A 15,859-nucleotide genomic window follows, 5' to 3' on the forward strand; every position below is an offset into this window, starting at 1 on the left:
TTCTCATCTGTCATCGCCTCTGCTGTCCATGTCTCTCTGCTTTTCATTCAGAATCTTTTGGAGATGCTCGATGTCCTTATGGGACAACTTGACGTCTTCTAAAAAATTGGTCATCATCATGTCTGCCGCCCCGCTAAAGACTCTTTTCAAAAACGACTGGCTCTCTGCCCGGATGCATTCTTTTTCGGAAATCAATGGAAAATACTTATAGCCCCTTCCCGATTTTTCAAAACCGATCGCCTTTTTTTTCAAAAGTCTGTTGATGAAGGTACGAACGGTTTGATCGGTCCACTCGATTTCATCAGGCAAGAGGAGTGCGATATTCTCAGCGTTTATAGGGTTGTTCTTCCAAATAATCTTCATGATTTCCCACTCTGCTTCAGAAATTTTCGGGAGATTGTGCATGTACTCACCTCCTAATCCATCTTTTGATTTACAGATGTAAATATAATCTGTTGGGATAATATTACAAATGTAAATGAAGTGTGTCAAGAGTTCCTTTCTATTTTTAACCATGTGTTGCTGTTTACGTACGACGGCTCAGTTGCGGTTCAATAAAAGTGCTTAGCTACATCTTCAGTTTCGTCTATGTCGGCATCTACTGGAACAACCATCATCATCTGCTGCACATGATTCGAACAATGAACGGAAATGCAACGAACTCAAAAATGGCCATCCCGCAAAGGATGGCCGTACAACTTGCTATGAACTTTCCTTCATTTCATTTAGTAATCGCGTGCTGCGTCGAACCAGCGTTGAGCTGTCTCCTCCGTTATAGGCTGGCCGATTTGGTGGTCAGACTGGCTTAGTTGCCATACAGCTTCACCAAGGTCTTCTCGTTCAATGGTTTCGATACCTTTGAGGGTGTTGAAACGCACGGTGAAGGCGGTAATGGCTGCCTCCGCATCAGCAAGGGTGCGGGCTTGGGCCAAGGCCGCTTGTGCAACGTCATAGGCTTCATTAGCCAGCTTGGCTAGACGTTTCGACCAGGACGAAAATGGGCGGCCAAACTCGGTTGTCCACCACTCAGGCTTCCGTAATTGGCTCACCGAAGCGTAACTCGTCCACGGGCGGGTGTTAGCTCGCGCTTTCATTTGCTGTCTCAGCCGCTTGCCCGTAATCTCCTCCACGTTATAGGCGATAAACCTGTCAAGCAACGGCCACACATTTATTGGCGGCAAGTCACCCAGCTCAGGCATGAAGCGCAACTCCAAACACGTTAACTGGGTATGACGAGCTAGCAGCTCCAAATCGCAGAAATTCCCCCACAAACTCAGTGATGTAAGATTCTGAAATCGATCTAGACACTCCAGCGAGATAGGCTGCGCCAGCGGTTCGTTTCGAAGCGTCAGGCTCGTGACCTGGTACAGCTCGCCTAGATCGGGTAGCAAGAAGGGACCATTATTCTTGCGGCGGCTGGTGCCCGGCTTCAGTGTCAGAGAGTATGGCGTGTCGCCATCGACAGAGAAACGTGATAGATCGCCAGCTACACTCAGACGGAAATATTCAAAGACCTGGGTCTTCGGGAGCTTCAGATGCAAACGGCTATCAAACTGGTCCAGTTCGATATGCAAGTCGTGCAATTTGGACTGGCTGGCGTCCACGACTATGTCTTTAGGCAGGATCGGAACCCACGACATTCGTTCAATGGGGCGTTCTTTGGCCCAGTCGAAGAAGTCCACGTCGCTACCAGTGTAGTGCAGAACTCGCGGCCAGGGCGAGCCAGCTGGTGTGGCAAAGGAATCGAATACGTTCCAATTGATGGGCGTATAGGGATCGACGTGCAGGTCTGCTTTATTGCCCAATTGTGACGGTCCAATGGAGAGGCTACCTACACCGGGCTTGAGAACAAGTGTATGGCTGTGAGGGCCAGTCAGGTCGATGGGATAACGATCATCTTCTCTTATAGAACCAGCAGGAGAACGAGATTGCTTATGTATTGGCATTTCCTTCATCCTTCCTTACTTAACTCCTGATTTCTGCGCTATGTATCAACCATCTTAATACCTTGGAGCTTAATAAAAATATAGCATATAAAAGCCAAGCCGATCTTGTCGTTGCTGCAGTAGGGAGAAGAATATTTCCAGTCTACGCTCCGGGCTACGTCCTGCTAGGAAGTGGGGACTGTCCGCTTCGCAGCTGGGGTGGACTTCGAAAGTCGCTAGGACTGGAAATATTCTTCTCTGGCGTGGCTAATGATTTTACTTCAAAGCATATCTGAAAACCAACAGCTCGTAAGGAAACAGGAGAAATAAGCGAAGATCTTTGGGGCACCCACCGAGGCGCAATGGCAAAAGCGAAACACGCCTTTAAGCGTCCACCTCTGAAAAGCATCTCTGAGCCTCTACTTTGGATGCGGTTTCGCTTTTTCCATGGAGCCGTGCAGTCAATCCTCCTAGCTGGTGACCCAAGAAGCTGGAGCGTTTTCTCCTGTTTCCTCCCACCACAGCAGCTGGAATGCTGAGTGTCAAAACGAGACTTAAAGTATCAAAATGATACAAACGAATCTCATTTTGACACGATTACCACGTAAATAATAAGCCATCCACGCCTCAGACCGTTGGCACGATCCTTGCTCTATCAAAGTAGGATGAAACCACCCGAGGAGGAACCCATCGATGGATAAACGCCTACCAATCTACGTTGTGAAAAATAAGAGAAAAAATAGCGAGAGTTCTCGCATTCCTACCTATTTGACCGAAAAAGAAACCCGTTTTGCCAAAGCTTTTCACCAATCTCTCGCAAACTACGAGCCGACTCCCCTCGTTTCATTGCCTGCGCTAGCACGTGAGCTGGAAGTAGATCAGGTACTAGTAAAAGATGAGTCCAAACGATTTGGGCTCAATGCCTTCAAGGTTCTGGGAGCTTCTTATGCGATGGCTCGTTTCTTATGCGAAAAGCTGGGGAAATCGACAGAAGAGATGACCTTTGAAGCATTATGTTCCCCAGAAATGAGAGACCAAATCGGAGAAGTCACCTTCGTCACTGCGACAGATGGCAATCACGGACGGGCAGTTGCCTGGGCTGCTAAGGCGCTCGGACAGCATGCCGTTGTTTATTTGCCCAAAGGCTCCGCTCAGCAACGGGTAGATGCGATACGGGAGGCGGGTGCACATGCCCACGTCATCAATGGAAACTACGATGAAGCCGTGCGTCTCTCAGAACAAATGGCGAAGGAACGTGGTTGGCAAGTGATTCAAGATACGGCATGGGAAGGCTACACGACCATTCCCACGTGGATCATGCAAGGCTATACGACGATGGCGGCAGAGGCCATGGAACAACTCACAGCCCTCACCGACGACAAACAGCCGACGCATCTATTCTTGCAGGCAGGTGTCGGTTCCATGGCCGCCGCAGTTTTAGGACATTTTGTAGCAGCGCAAGCAAACAAAGACCTAACGACCGTGATCGTCGAGCCGCATAGCGCCAATTGCATGGTCCTCTCAGCAGAAGAGAACGACGGACAACCACATGCAGCTACGGGCGAGCTCGGAACCATCATGGCAGGTCTAGCATGTGGTGAGCCGAATCCGATGGCATGGGAGATCTTGAAGGGGCATGCAGACTTCTTCGTCAGCTGCGCCGATTACGTGGCGGCAAACGGCATGCGTATACTGGCGGCACCCACTGGAGACGATCCAACCATTGTGAGTGGGGAAAGTGGAGCAGTCGGGGTAGGGCTTCTTGCTACCTTGATGAGCAAGCCCATGTATTATCAACAGCGTGAGCAGCTTGGCTTGAATGAAAATTCCATTATTCTGTGCTTTAGTACGGAAGGTGATACAGATCGGGATATCTACAGACGCATCATCTGGGAAGGCGCCTGCCGAGAAGCGGAGGATAGGACAAAATGAACGTGACGATCAATCGAGACGAATTGATTTCATTGGTGCAGGATTTGATTCGGATTGATTCGGTGAACCCGTACCTTGATGAGGATGGACCGGGCGAGAAAGCGATCGCCGCATTTATTCGAGAGCGTTTGGAGGTGGCAGGACTGGAGGTTCATGTCATGCCTATTAACGACACCGCGGTCAATGTCGTCGGGATCCTACGGGGAGCAGGCGGAGGCAAATCCCTGATGCTCAACGGACATCTGGATACGGTAAGCGCCAAGCGCATGGAGATTCCGGCGTTTGAGCCTACCCTTGTGGACAACAAAATTTACGGCAGAGGCAGTCAGGACATGAAGGGAAGTCTGGGGGCTATGATCGCCGCAGTAGTGGCGATTGCACAAGCAAAGGTTCCGTTGGCAGGAGATGTCATTTTGACTTTTGTCGCTGACGAGGAGTATAAAAGCATTGGCACAGAGGAGCTGGTAAAAGCGTACAAAGCAGATGCGGCGATATGCTGTGAGCCTTCCGATTTGGCGATTGGCGTCGTTCACAGAGGATTTGCCTGGGTCACATGCGAGGTGTTGGGCAAGGCAGCTCACGGAAGTCGTCCAGCAGAAGGGATTGATGCAATCGTTCGTGCGGGCAGGGTCTTGCAAGAGCTGGAGCGTCTTTCAGATAGATTGGCTCAAGGCCCGGCTCATCCGATACTCGGTGCGGCATCTGTCCATGCTTCACTCATTCAGGGCGGAACAGAGCTTTCCACCTACCCAGATTATTGCCGCATCGATTGGGAGAGAAGGACGTTGCCGGGCGAGACAGAGGCAGACGTGGCCAATGAAATAGAAGCAATCCTACAGAAGCTGCGCGCTGAAGATGAGACGTTCCAAGCAAGCGCCGAGCTGTCATTTTTGCGAGAGCCGTTTGAAGTCGGGCTGGATGAGACTGTGTATATCGCCCTTCAGGCAGCGTGTAAGAGCGTGATGGGAAAAACACCCGAAGTATGCGGATTCTCGGGATGGACGGATGCGGCATTATTGCAGGAAGCGGGAATTCCTACTGTCTTGTTCGGACCAGTGGGAGCGGGTCTGCATGCGGCAGTCGAATATGTAGAGGTGGATAGCTTGGTAGACATGAGTGCCATCTTGGTGGAGACGATTTGCGATTTTTGCCGGTAAAAAAATGCATAAAGGCGGGCTTCTCCTGTGATGCGCTATAATGGAGGCAAGAGATTGACGGGAGGATAAGCCAGATGCCCTTGCGAGATATTCAAGAAAGTGTGCAACAGATTGCTTCGGCAGTTGCATCCGTTCTGCGCGTAGAGGTAGAGATTGCGGACAGTCAGTTTTTGCGGATTGCAGGGACGGGAAAGAATGAGGCTGGCGTTTTGCGGACGATGGCAGGAGAGGATCATATATACCGGGAGTCGTTGCTCGCTGGGCATCCTGTTGTGATTAAGCATCCAGGGCAGGATGAGCGGTGTCGTCCCTGTATGCATTATGGAAATTGCACGGAGACGGGAGAGATTTGCTGCCCGATTCAATTAGATAATGAAAATATAGGTGTGATCGGCCTTCTCGCTTTCGATGAGGAGCAGCGTGAGCGGTTGTTTGCGGATGTGGATGCGATATTGACCTATTTGCAAAAAATGGCCGAGCTGATCGCCATTAAGTTAAAAGAGCACTACTTGTACGTCGAGCAGTTGCATACGGTAGAAAAGCTGCGTGTCGTCATGGATGAAATGGACAAAGCCATGTTTCTCGTCGATCAAGACAATCGGATCATTCAGGCGAACCAGCGCGCCCGTCAGTATTTGCACCTCGATCATGACGACAGTCAAACGCCAGAATGGATAGATGCTATTCGCCATGCAGATGCTGCGCAGTCTGCGCCAAAGCAGGTCGTTTTGTCCATCGGGCAGGAAGACAAGACATTTTTGTTTGCCATCAAGCCCATTCTACTGGCAGAAACAGTCAAAGAATGGGTGATTACGCTAGATGACATACAGGAAGTCGTGCAAATCGCAAGGCAGGTGAGTGGATACACGGAGCCCGACCCTTTTCGGATGATCGGTGGAAACAGTCCTGCGATTGTACAGGCAAAGGAAGTGGCAAGACGCGTAGCACCCAGCGATTCAACTGTCTTGCTCCAAGGTGAAAGTGGAACCGGAAAGGAGCTCTTTGCTAAAGCCATTCATCAGGCAAGCCCGCGCCGTGACGAGCCGTTCCTTTCGATAAATTGCGCCGCAATCCCTGAGCATTTGATGGAAAGCGAGTTGTTCGGTTACGAGGAAGGCTCATTCACAGGAGCGCGAAAAGGTGGAAAACCGGGCTTGTTTGAGGTCGCAGGAAAAGGCACCCTGTTTCTCGATGAAATCGGGGAGATGCCCATGCATTTACAGAGCAAGTTGCTACGCGTGTTGCAAGAAAAGGAACTGTATCGAATTGGAGGTAACGGCAAGCCCATACGCTTAGCGGCAAGGATCATTGCAGCAACCCATCTGGATTTGCAGGAGCGGGTAGACGCGGGGCTGTTTCGGTTGGACCTGTACTATCGATTGCATGTGATTCCCATTCACTTGCCCTCGCTTCGAGAACGTAGAGAGGATATACTTCCTTTGGCGAACGATATCCTTTTGGCGCATGCGAATCGGGTAGGGAAGAAGTTGCACGGTTTTTCCCAAGAAACGCAAAACGTCCTGTTTCATCACGACTGGAGAGGAAATGTCCGAGAGCTGGAAAATGTAATCGAGTACGCGGTTAATATGGAAGTAAACTCTTGGGTTCAGCCTTCGAGCTTGCCCATTCGAACGGGAATGCTGCGTGAATCTCCCCCCCATTCCGTAAAAGGAAGTTCGGGGCCATTCGACTGGCAAAAGCAAGGACTTATGCTGAAAGAACTGGAACGAGCAGCAATCGATATCGCGATGCAACAAATCCGGGATAGAAACGGACGAAAAGAAGAAGCAGCTGCTCTATTAGGCATAAGCCGGGCAACGCTGTTTCGGAAACTGCGCGAGTACGGTCTCACCTGATCTTTGCTTCTGGCTGATTTTTTGGGATTGAGCGGATAATGTGGTATGATGGTTTCGAAGCATGAAAGAGAGAATGGAATGAAGGAAGGAGTGCCAAAAGAAAATGAGAGAAGTATTGGGATGGATTCGATCGATAACTTTTGCTGTCGTTTTCGCTCTTGTCCTCGGAATTTTTGTATTTCAACCGTTCAAGGTTGATGGGCATTCCATGGACCCTACCTTACAAAACGAACAGCGCATATATGTGTCTAAACTATCACACACGTTTTCTTACTTGCCAGATTACGGCGAGATTGTCGTGATCGACAGTCGGGTAGAACGAGACCGTACATTGATGGACGATATCGTGGGGCATCCCTTGGTGTCGCTGGTCACAGGTCAAGGCGATGATCACACGATGTATGTTAAACGGGTCATTGGAAGACCAGGCGACGTACTAGAGTTCAAAGACAACAAGGTGTATCGAAACGGTGAGGCATTGAACGAACCATATATCAAAGAAACAATGGAATATGTAGCAGACGGAAAGATCACGGTTCCAGCCGATCATGTTTTTGTCATGGGAGATAACCGGAATCACAGCACAGATTCCCGCGATATTGGCTTTATTCCGCTGGATCATGTGATGGGAACCATGATCGAAAATCCTCTCAAGAAGTAAGAACGTGAGTGAGAAAAGGTTGTCCAATTATGGGCAACCTTTGTTTCGTAGAAAAAGATGTCCCACTCTTCTGATAGCTCTAAAAAGGAGGACGGCTTATGCCCAGCATTTTGATAGCGGATCGAGACCCGAACGAACGAATCGGAATCGGATGGCTCGTCACCAGCTATGCCATTCCGTATGACAAGGTGCATAGTGCCGGGACCATGGAAGACGTGTTCGAATTGATGGAAGCGCATACACCGGAAGTGATCTGTATTGAACTGGACATGATTGGGCGCGGGCAGTGGGACCGGCTGAAGCTTCTGGTAGATCAGTATCGTCCGACTGTTGTGGTGACCACATCAGAGGCGACATTCGAGCGTGCGATGCAGGGGATTGGTCTTTTAGCACGCGATCTATGGCTGAAGCCACAGACACCGGAATACATCAGGAGAATCCTGACGAGATGGTGCAAGAGCGTTTGGATCGGAAGCGAATAAACGATAAGAAGGGAACGGGATTGGACAATGACAGGGATGTCTCGTATCTTGACTTGTTTTTCCCGGGGCATGCACAAGCCAAGTCTTTTTCGCTCATGCTGGCTCAATTGGAGGATCCGAAGCGACATCCGGAACTGCTGCGCTTTTTTGAAGAATATCCGTTTCGCGACAAACCCGATCTTTTGCCGCTAGGGGAGACCATTGTGGGGGTTTTTCCAATGGATGCTGTGGTCTCGCCTTCTACGCTCCACCAAATGGGCAAGCGTTTGCTGATGGACTGGGAAGCAAACAATGATGCGCCGCTCTTTTTGGTCATGTATGACGCAAGCAACCATGAACAGAGTTTGAACGAAACGTATGCGGAAGCGAGCCAAGCGCTGCAAGTCCGCTTTTTCAAAGGATATCGGCAAGTGACGGTCATTGATCATCGTGTGAATTGGACGATGATTGACCCATTTTTGACCCCTGCCGAACAGCGCGCGTGGGTTGAAATGTTGGATGAAGGCAATCGGGAGGAGTTGAAGCAGTGGCTGTATACACACTTCTTTTACAAGGAAGAGCCTTATCCGGAGCCGGGACTGTTGCGAATTCGGCTGACGAGTATTTTGGCCCAAGTCAGGCGCTACATGAAATCGCGTGGTCTTGACTCCGCACCGTTGGAAGAGGAGTATCACCGGGTTTTCGAAACGATTCTTTACTCGCCGATCTTGTATCGGATCGTAGTGGAACTGCTGCTGTTCATCAATCAGCTTCTTGATGCCGCTCATCATCCCATCGACGAGTCCCGTGCAGATGTCGTGGAACAGGCGATTCGTTATATAGAAGGCCGCTACACCGATCCGGCACTGCGATTGGAGGAAGTCGCACGTTATATCGACCGCAGTCCTTCCTATTTCAGTACGCTGCTTGCGCAAAAGCAAGGAAACTCTTTTCGCCAGATACTCACATCGTTGCGGGTAAAAGAAGCACGCCGATTACTTCTCGAGACATCTTTGTCTGTCCAAGAGGTGGCAGAGCGATGTGGATTCATTAACGCGAATTATTTCAGTAAAATTTTTAAGGAAAAAACAGGGACAACTCCACGTTTGTTACGAAATCAGAAAAAAAGATAGAAATCGAAAGAAAAGACAGATTTTTTCGTCAAACCATGAATGCGGTTGCATCTGAATCGAAAATAGAGGCACCAAATCGAAAGTGCGGTGTCTTTTTTGTCTTTCCTTGCTTTTTTACAATGGAGCTAAGAAATACATCCTTTTAGAAAAGCAGGTGGAAATGATGACGACGACACAATCCGTTGAGCAATTGATCCAAGCCTTTTCAGGTACCCAATTACATACAAAGGGATGGGTGCAAGAAGCAGCGTTGCGCATGCTTTTGAACAACCTCAATCCTGATGTAGCTGAGCGTACAGAGGATCTGGTCGTATACGGCGGAATTGGCAAGGCGGCACGGAACTGGGAATGCTTCGATGCGATTGTCAAAACATTGCAAACGTTAGAGAGCGATGAAACACTCCTCATCCAGTCAGGAAAGCCGGTTGCTGTATTCAAATCGCATACCGATGCGCCGCGTGTGTTGCTGGCAAACTCGAATCTGGTGCCAGCTTGGGCGAATTGGGAGCATTTCCACGAGCTAGACAAAAAGGGTTTGATGATGTACGGACAAATGACAGCGGGAAGCTGGATTTACATTGGCAGCCAGGGCATCGTGCAAGGGACGTACGAGACGTTTGCAGAACTGGCACGCCAGCATTTTGAAGGCACGCTGACCGGAACGATTACCTTGACAGCAGGCTTGGGCGGCATGGGTGGTGCACAACCGTTGGCCGTATCGCTCAATGGTGGCGTCAGCATCAATATCGAGGTGGACCCGACCCGGATCCACCGAAGACTGGACACGAAATACCTGGATGTGATGACAGAGAGTCTGGACGAAGCGATCCGTTTGGCGGAAGAAGCGAAACGCGACAAAAAAGGAATTTCCATCGGGCTGTTAGGCAATGCACCCGAAGTGCTGAATGCCATGCTGGCTCGCGACTTTATCCCAGATGTGCTGACGGACCAGACCTCCTCGCATGATCCACTCAACGGCTACATTCCCATCGGGATGTCACTGGAAGAAGCAGCCGAACTGCGGACACGCGATCCGAAAGCGTACGAATCCCGCGCAAAAGAAAGCATCGCTGAACACGTTCGCGCCATGCTCGCCATGCAGGAAAAAGGAGCAGTCACTTTCGACTATGGCAATAACATCAGGCAGGTGGCAAAAAACGAGGGTGTGGAGGATGCATTCCGTTTCCCTGGCTTTGTGCCAGCCTACATTCGTCCGCAGTTTTGTGAGGGCAAGGGGCCGTTCCGCTGGGTAGCTCTATCCGGCGATCCTGAGGATATTTACAAGACAGACGAAGTCATTCTTCGCGAGTTTTCCTACAACACGCATCTGTGCAACTGGATTCGCATGGCGCAGGAGCGTATTCAGTTCCAGGGACTGCCTTCCCGCATTTGCTGGTTAGGCTATGGCGAGCGTGCGCGTTTTGGTCAAATCATCAATGAGATGGTAGCGCGAGGTGAGCTTTCGGCTCCTATCGTCATTGGGCGTGACCATCTGGACTCCGGTTCTGTCGCTTCTCCAAACCGTGAGACGGAAGCAATGAAGGATGGCAGTGACGCGGTTGCAGACTGGCCGATTCTCAATGCCATGATCAATGCAGTAGGTGGAGCGAGCTGGGTATCTGTGCACCACGGAGGCGGCGTTGGCATGGGCTACTCTCTCCACGCTGGAATGGTCATCGTGGCTGACGGAACACCAGAAGCAGCACGTCGTCTGGAGCGCGTCCTCACGACCGATCCAGGCATGGGCATCGTCCGACATGTCGATGCAGGGTACGACCTCGCGATTCAAACAGCCAAGGAAAAAGGTGTCCACATTCCGATGATGAAGGAGTAAGAGCCATGACTAAACCTGTATGGATTCGCCACGCCAGTCAGCTTGCCACGCTGGCTGGGGGCTCCTCTTCCCCGGTAGTAGGAGCACAAATGAATGAGCTGTCGATCATTGAGGACGGAAGCATCTGGCTGGAGGGCGGCGTTATTCAGCGGGTGGGAACAGATGAAGAGCTGGAGCTTCACTATCGAAACCGTGCGCATGAGGCGCAAATCATCGATGCTTCGGGCAAGCTGGTCACACCAGGGCTGATCGATCCGCATACACATCTGGTGCACGCGGGCAGTCGGCAAAACGAGTTTAACATGCGGCTAAACGGTGCAACGTATATGGAGATTATGAACAATGGCGGCGGAATTCACTCGACAACCGCAGCGACGCGCGCAGCTACCCACGAAGAGCTGTTTGCCCAGAGCAAGCAGCGTCTTGAACAATTTCTGTTGCATGGGGTCACCACCGTCGAGGCGAAAAGCGGCTACGGCCTGACATTGGAAGATGAGCTGAAGCAGCTAGAGGTCGCCAAGCAGTTGCACGAGGATCATCCCATCGACATCGTCAGTACCTTCATGGGTGCACATGCGGTGCCGCGCGAATATAAGGAAAATCCGGATGCATTTGTAGATGTGGTTATCGAGGAAATGATCCCGGAGGTCGCTCGTCGCAAGCTGGCTGTTTTTAACGATGTATTTTGCGAAAGAGGTGTGTTCACCCCTGAGCAGTCCCGACGCATTCTCGAAGCAGGGGTCCGTCATGGGTTGCTGCCGAAGATTCATGCGGACGAAATCGAACCGTATGAAGGGGCAGAGCTGGCAGCTTCAGTTGGAGCGGTATCAGCAGATCATTTGCTGCGCGCCTCTGACAAGGGGATTGAACAGATGGCAGAAGCGGGTGTCATCGCTGTGTTACTGCCCGGTACGGCGTTTTTCCTGATGGCAGAGTCAGCAAATGGCAGGAAAATGATTGATCGTGGCGTGGCTGTCGCGATTTCGACGGATTGCAACCCGGGCTCGTCTCCAACGGTTTCGCTCCCACTCATCATGAATCTGGGGTGCCTGAAAATGGGGATGACGCCAGCTGAGGTGCTGACAGCAGCTACCATCAATGCTGCTCACGCAATCCGCTGCGCGCATGAAGTCGGCAGCCTTGAGGTCGGGAAAAAAGCAGACGTCACGATTTTTGACGTCCCTGATTTCATGACCTTGCAATATCGTTACGGAATCAACCACGTAAACACGGTAATCAAAAACGGAATGATTGTCGTTGCTGGGGGCAGACTGGCGTAATACAAAAGAGAGCAAAGAAAAACGGATAGAAGTGGGGGAGACCGGCTTGTCTTTGAAATGGGGGGACATGTATGGGCAATATTTCGAACAGCAATCTTGCACCTCATCCTGGTCAGCAAGCCGTATCAACCACACCTGCTTGGAAGTTTTTTGTTTTTAGCCTCATTGGTATTTTCGTCTTTTTTATCCCTGTTACGATTCAAGACACGAGCTCGATTATGCTAGATCATATCGTGACATGGGTTCGGCAAATCATGCCGGGTGCGATACCGATATATGCTTTGCTTGTGATTGTGCTGGGGGCCATTTATCCGTTTGTGACGGGCGGTTGGAAGCGGAGCAAAGTAAACCTCGTTTTTTCTGCGCTAAAAGTACTGGGTGTGCCTATCGCTCTGTTGATCTATTTTCAGGCGGGTCCTGTATGGTTGCTGGACAAGAATATGGGTCCGTTTCTCTTCGAAAAGCTGGTGATTCCAGTAGGCATGGTGGTCCCGATCGGTTCCGTGTTCTTGGCGTTGCTAGTCGGTTACGGCTTATTGGAATTTATCGGCGTATTGGTGCAGCCGATTATGCGCCCAATTTGGAAAACACCAGGCCGCTCAGCGGTAGATGCGGTGGCGTCTTTTGTGGGAAGCTATTCGATCGGTCTTTTGATCACGAACCGGGTATTCAAAGAAGGTAAATATACGATCAAGGAAGCAGCTATTATCGCAACAGGCTTTTCCACCGTATCTGCGACATTTATGATCGTCATCGCGAAAACATTGGATTTGATGAATTACTGGAATCTCTACTTTTGGGTTTCGCTTGTGGTGACGTTTCTCGTAACGGCAGTGACGGTGCGGATTTGGCCGCTGTCCAACATGAGCGATACGTATTACCAAGACAATGGTGATCCTGAGAAAGTGATCAAGGAAAAACGGTTGCATCAGGCGTGGACGGAAGCAATGGAAGCTGCGGGAAAAGCGCTGCCACTTACGCGAAACATTTGGGAGAACTTACGGGATGGTTTCATTATGACCATGAGTATTCTTCCTTCCATCATGTCGGTCGGTTTGCTTGGATTGGTGCTGGCCGAATTTACCCCTTTGTTTGACTGGCTGGGCTACTTGTTTTATCCGATTACATGGCTCTTGCAAATTCCAGAGCCGATGCTGGCAGCAAAAGCGTCAGCGATAGAGATTGCCGAGATGTTTTTGCCTGCTCTGCTTGTGGTAAAAGCTCCGCTCGTCACCAAGTTTGTGATTGCAGTTGTTTCGGTTTCTTCCATCCTGTTCTTTTCCGCGACGATTCCTTGCATTTTGTCCACGGAGATTCCGATTAGTATTCCAAAGCTGCTGGTGATTTGGGTGGAGCGTACGATCCTAACCCTGCTGCTGGTGACCCCTCTAGCTTTCCTGCTTCTGCCATAAGCATGAAAAGAAAATGGACAAATATGGTATGATGATGGCAGGTTCGAACAAGCAGAGGAAAGAGGGGGTAGTCATGTCAGGATTCGGAATATTCTGTGACGTGGTCACGTCAGAGCAGCAACTGCGCGAAATGGTCGGAGAGCCAAGTCGTCTCGTACAGAACAAGGTGATAACCCAACTGGATGACCATAGCCGCAATTATATTGCCCAATCGCCATTTCTCATCATTGCCACAGCAGACAAAGATGGTCATTGTGATGCTTCGCCACGCGGAGATGGGCCTGGCTTTGTTCATGTCATCGATGATCACCATCTCGTCATCCCTGAGCGCCCAGGAAACAAGCGGATGGACACCATCACGAACATTTTGGTCAACCCGCATATTGGGCTTATCTTTTTGATTCCTTCGCTGGAAGAGACGTTCCGCGTGAATGGCAAGGCTTGCATTATTCGCGATGAAGAAATACTGGCGAAGATGGCGGTAAACGGGAAGGTGCCTACGCTTGGGATCGGTGTGAAGGTAGAGGAGTGCTTCGTCCACTGTGCGAAGGCATTTATGCGCTCTGGTTTATGGAAGCCGGAGTCATGGCCGGCAGAGGGGACGACTCCTAATGTCGCACAAATGCTGGCGGACCATGTGAAGCTTCCAGGTGTGACGGCAAAAGAGGTGGCAGAGGGCTTGCAAGACAGCTATACGAAACGATTGTACTAAACTAATAACGTCGAAAGAGAAACGGTAGCCATCCATTCAGCGTGGCTGCCGTTTCGTCATGTTATTCGCGAACAGGATCATCTACCAGCCACCCTGCACCGACTTCACCCCAGTAGTAACACTCCAACGAATACGATTGCATATTCGAATAGCGGATGTGTTCCGGGATAATGAATGCGGGATTTACGCCACCTGTTCCGCCTGTGGGCGTTCCTTTGGTGATTCCGCGGAAAATGACCTTGATATTATAGGTGGGCAGATTGGTCATGCTCCTCAGTCTATTAATAACTCGTTCCTTGAGATCGCCTAGTTCGGTAGCCGCATTGTTTTCCGCTTTTGTGTAAGGCCAAGGATTCTCCGAATGATACTTTTGAATGACGATGACGTATTCATCATATTGACCAGTGTCGCGCCGTTTGTCCAATTGGCCGATCGCTTCATGAATGCGGGCGTTAATTTGTAAATCATCATGCGAGCTGATCGTCTTGATCTCCATCGCAACGCGTTTATTTACTTCTAAAACGTTGGAATGTTCCTCGTCGTCGTCCATCATGTGGACTCTCGCATCGTTGTCGATTTCCTGCTTTTCCAAAAAGTTGTAATCGATGTCAGGATCGTTGTCCTTATCTTGACCGAAATAGGGCGTGATCTCACTTCCAAAAAGACGCTGTGCTTCTTCTAATTCTGTATAGTTCCCACCTGTAACCGAGAAAATGTCCGAAATTTTGGAGTGCAGACTGTAGCTGTACTTCACTTTGTTAAAGTACGACAAGTAGTTTGTCTCGTCAAAAAGTTCATTGATTGTTCCTTCATGCAAATCATTGGTTTTCGCCACATGCTTATTCCACATTCTGCGTGCATCTAACAAGGCTTCATCCCACGTTCCTTGTATGATTGGGGATGATACAGAACTTGTTCCGTTATAATCTGTGTTGTCCAGCTTGGTACCAGCAGCCGCAACAGATCCGTAGTGATCAGCTTCCGCTTCGAGAGCAGGATCGTCATTGATCGGCAGGCTGGTATCCGGAACGTTCGCTTTTACCCGTCCTTGTCGTTGCTGAACCACATGTGTCAGCTCGTGGCCCAGCAGCTGTTGACCGCTTTGCGTCTCCGGCTGATAGGTGCCGGGAGCAAAGTGAATGTCATTCCCTTGGGCGAAGGCAACAGCCCCGATTTGGGAGGCGACAGACGATTCAGGGTGAATCTGTACATCTGAAAAATCAGTGCGAAAAGCCTTCTCCATTTTGGCTTGGACGGAATCGGGGAGTGAGCGACCGCTGCCAGAAGAGAGATTCTCCGATTTTTGCAAGGGAGTCCTCGATAACATGCGCTGCACAGCCTGATTGCCAAGAGTCTTTTGCAGAGAAAGGATGTGGGAAGAGTGACTCTGCTTTCTTTGGACCTGGCTCGGCTGGAGCATGGGCCTGGAAACAGGTGCTTTCGTTTTTTCATGAGTCGCATCCATAGATGGCTTGCTAGATTCATAGCGTCGCATG

Annotated in this window: 13 protein-coding genes and 1 pseudogene; 11 read left to right on the forward strand and 3 right to left on the reverse strand. The window is 50.2% G+C overall.

Going from position 1 to position 15,859, the window contains the following annotated elements:
- Positions 1-3: 3 nt before the first annotated feature.
- The gene (locus tag ACQ5DJ_RS16975; protein WP_429843514.1) at positions 4-405 is read right to left on the reverse strand and encodes a BlaI/MecI/CopY family transcriptional regulator; all 402 of its coding nucleotides are present in this window, start codon (positions 403-405) and stop codon (positions 4-6) included.
- 152 nt (positions 406-557) lie between these two features.
- Here ACQ5DJ_RS16975 and ACQ5DJ_RS16980 point away from each other — a divergent pair.
- Positions 558-809: pseudogene (locus ACQ5DJ_RS16980) on the forward strand (TMEM175 family protein); the annotation flags it as partial.
- Here ACQ5DJ_RS16980 and ACQ5DJ_RS16985 read toward each other — a convergent pair.
- On the reverse strand, positions 726-1,946 hold the full coding sequence (locus tag ACQ5DJ_RS16985; protein WP_429843547.1) for a hypothetical protein: 1,221 nt from the start codon (positions 1,944-1,946) through the stop codon (positions 726-728). The pseudogene ACQ5DJ_RS16980 and the gene ACQ5DJ_RS16985 sit on opposite strands and share 84 nt — an antisense overlap.
- 672 nt (positions 1,947-2,618) lie before the next feature.
- Between ACQ5DJ_RS16985 and dpaL the strand changes: the two genes are divergently transcribed.
- The 10 genes from dpaL (at position 2,619) to ACQ5DJ_RS17035 (ending at position 14,363) form a co-directional block, all read left to right on the forward strand.
- Positions 2,619-3,857: a diaminopropionate ammonia-lyase gene (gene dpaL, locus ACQ5DJ_RS16990; RefSeq protein ID WP_429843515.1), complete on the forward strand. Its 1,239-nt coding sequence runs from the start codon at positions 2,619-2,621 to the stop codon at positions 3,855-3,857.
- Positions 3,854-5,014, forward strand: a complete 1,161-nt coding sequence (locus ACQ5DJ_RS16995) for an ArgE/DapE family deacylase (protein ID WP_429843516.1) — start codon at positions 3,854-3,856, stop codon at positions 5,012-5,014. Before dpaL ends, ACQ5DJ_RS16995 begins: the two co-directional genes overlap by 4 nt.
- A 74-nt stretch (positions 5,015-5,088) precedes the next feature.
- Positions 5,089-6,870 carry a sigma-54-dependent Fis family transcriptional regulator gene (locus ACQ5DJ_RS17000; RefSeq protein WP_429843517.1) on the forward strand — a complete coding sequence of 594 codons (1,782 nt, stop codon included), beginning with the start codon at positions 5,089-5,091 and terminating at the stop codon, positions 6,868-6,870.
- A gap of 103 nt (positions 6,871-6,973) precedes the next feature.
- Entirely contained in the window at positions 6,974-7,531 is a 558-nt protein-coding gene (gene lepB, locus ACQ5DJ_RS17005) for a signal peptidase I (protein ID WP_429843518.1), read from the forward strand.
- A gap of 98 nt (positions 7,532-7,629) precedes the next feature.
- Entirely contained in the window at positions 7,630-8,013 is a 384-nt protein-coding gene (locus ACQ5DJ_RS17010) for a response regulator transcription factor (protein ID WP_429843519.1), read from the forward strand.
- Positions 7,980-9,125, forward strand: a complete 1,146-nt coding sequence (locus ACQ5DJ_RS17015) for a helix-turn-helix transcriptional regulator (RefSeq protein ID WP_429843520.1) — start codon at positions 7,980-7,982, stop codon at positions 9,123-9,125. Before ACQ5DJ_RS17010 ends, ACQ5DJ_RS17015 begins: the two co-directional genes overlap by 34 nt.
- A 163-nt stretch (positions 9,126-9,288) precedes the next feature.
- On the forward strand, positions 9,289-10,959 hold the full coding sequence (gene hutU / locus ACQ5DJ_RS17020) for a urocanate hydratase (RefSeq protein WP_429843548.1): 1,671 nt from the start codon (positions 9,289-9,291) through the stop codon (positions 10,957-10,959).
- A gap of 5 nt (positions 10,960-10,964) precedes the next feature.
- Positions 10,965-12,239 carry an imidazolonepropionase gene (hutI, locus tag ACQ5DJ_RS17025; protein ID WP_429843521.1) on the forward strand — a complete coding sequence of 425 codons (1,275 nt, stop codon included), beginning with the start codon at positions 10,965-10,967 and terminating at the stop codon, positions 12,237-12,239.
- Between the two features lie 71 nt (positions 12,240-12,310).
- Positions 12,311-13,651, forward strand: a complete 1,341-nt coding sequence (locus ACQ5DJ_RS17030) for a YjiH family protein (RefSeq protein WP_429843522.1) — start codon at positions 12,311-12,313, stop codon at positions 13,649-13,651.
- A gap of 73 nt (positions 13,652-13,724) precedes the next feature.
- On the forward strand, positions 13,725-14,363 hold the full coding sequence (locus ACQ5DJ_RS17035; RefSeq protein WP_429843523.1) for a pyridoxamine 5'-phosphate oxidase family protein: 639 nt from the start codon (positions 13,725-13,727) through the stop codon (positions 14,361-14,363).
- Positions 14,364-14,424: 61 nt separating this feature from the next.
- Here the strand turns inward: ACQ5DJ_RS17035 and ACQ5DJ_RS17040 are convergent, their stop codons facing one another.
- Positions 14,425-15,858, reverse strand: coding sequence for a DUF4157 domain-containing protein (locus ACQ5DJ_RS17040; protein ID WP_429843524.1), 1,434 nt, complete (start codon positions 15,856-15,858; stop codon positions 14,425-14,427).
- Position 15,859 lies beyond the last annotated feature (1 nt).

The sequence above is a fragment of the Brevibacillus sp. FIR094 genome, from assembly GCF_050477165.1.
Lineage (GTDB): Bacteria > Bacillota > Bacilli > Brevibacillales > Brevibacillaceae > Brevibacillus.

Bases quoted from the DNA above. Each gene is read 5' to 3' on its own strand.
- ACQ5DJ_RS16995 (WP_429843516.1), top strand. From the start codon at position 3,854: ATGAACGTGACGATCAATCGAGACGAATTGATTTCATTGGTGCAGGAT.
- ACQ5DJ_RS17030 (WP_429843522.1), top strand. From the start codon at position 12,311: ATGGGCAATATTTCGAACAGCAATCTTGCACCTCATCCTGGTCAGCAA.
- ACQ5DJ_RS16975 (WP_429843514.1), bottom strand. From the start codon at position 405: ATGCACAATCTCCCGAAAATTTCTGAAGCAGAGTGGGAAATCATGAAG.
- ACQ5DJ_RS17035 (WP_429843523.1), top strand. From the start codon at position 13,725: ATGTCAGGATTCGGAATATTCTGTGACGTGGTCACGTCAGAGCAGCAA.
- dpaL (WP_429843515.1), top strand. From the start codon at position 2,619: ATGGATAAACGCCTACCAATCTACGTTGTGAAAAATAAGAGAAAAAAT.
- ACQ5DJ_RS16985 (WP_429843547.1), bottom strand. From the start codon at position 1,946: ATGCCAATACATAAGCAATCTCGTTCTCCTGCTGGTTCTATAAGAGAA.
- hutI (WP_429843521.1), top strand. From the start codon at position 10,965: ATGACTAAACCTGTATGGATTCGCCACGCCAGTCAGCTTGCCACGCTG.
- lepB (WP_429843518.1), top strand. From the start codon at position 6,974: ATGAGAGAAGTATTGGGATGGATTCGATCGATAACTTTTGCTGTCGTT.
- hutU (WP_429843548.1), top strand. From the start codon at position 9,289: ATGACGACGACACAATCCGTTGAGCAATTGATCCAAGCCTTTTCAGGT.
- ACQ5DJ_RS17015 (WP_429843520.1), top strand. From the start codon at position 7,980: ATGGTGCAAGAGCGTTTGGATCGGAAGCGAATAAACGATAAGAAGGGA.
- ACQ5DJ_RS17040 (WP_429843524.1), bottom strand. From the start codon at position 15,858: ATGCGACGCTATGAATCTAGCAAGCCATCTATGGATGCGACTCATGAA.
- ACQ5DJ_RS17010 (WP_429843519.1), top strand. From the start codon at position 7,630: ATGCCCAGCATTTTGATAGCGGATCGAGACCCGAACGAACGAATCGGA.
- ACQ5DJ_RS17000 (WP_429843517.1), top strand. From the start codon at position 5,089: ATGCCCTTGCGAGATATTCAAGAAAGTGTGCAACAGATTGCTTCGGCA.